Origin of the sequence: Pseudomonas tremae, from assembly GCF_001401155.1 — a bacterium.
Classification (GTDB): domain Bacteria; phylum Pseudomonadota; class Gammaproteobacteria; order Pseudomonadales; family Pseudomonadaceae; genus Aquipseudomonas; species Aquipseudomonas tremae.
Map to the genome: position 1 here is coordinate 1 of NZ_LJRO01000141.1, position 397 is coordinate 397.

1 protein-coding gene and 1 pseudogene are annotated in these 397 nt (G+C 56.2%); both read right to left on the minus strand.

The window, feature by feature from the left end; all coding sequences use genetic code 11:
* Positions 1-189 (minus strand): helix-turn-helix domain-containing protein (locus tag ALO43_RS09775; RefSeq protein ID WP_157062281.1); only part of this gene is annotated, 189 nt, incomplete at its 3' end.
* A gap of 58 nt (positions 190-247) precedes the next feature.
* Positions 248-397: pseudogene (locus tag ALO43_RS28600) on the minus strand (NADPH quinone reductase MdaB); the annotation flags it as partial.

Below are 397 nucleotides of genomic sequence, written 5' to 3' on the forward strand. Positions count from 1 at the left end.
GCCCTCCTCGGTCAGGTCCATGCGCCGCGTCGTGCGGTTGATCAGCGTGGTTTCAAGCTTGGCTTCCAGACGTGACAGGGTACGGCTGACACCGGAGGGCGTCTGGCCCATTTTCTCTGCCGCCGCGGAAATCGAACCGCTTTCGATGACCGAGACAAACACCTGCAATTCATCAGATCTGGCTTTCACTGTTGTCCCCTGCTCAACACTCAGAGGCTATTAGCGCTGTTCAGTGCAAAGGTTGTGCTTACTGCGCACCAAACACTTTGCCCAGGTGAGCCTCGTAACGCTGCACATCCGCTTCGATATTCGGCATTTTCATCACGTCCACTGCCAGAAACGTCGGCAGCCCGGTCATACCCAGAAACTCGTTGGCCTTGTGAAACGGGAAGTACAC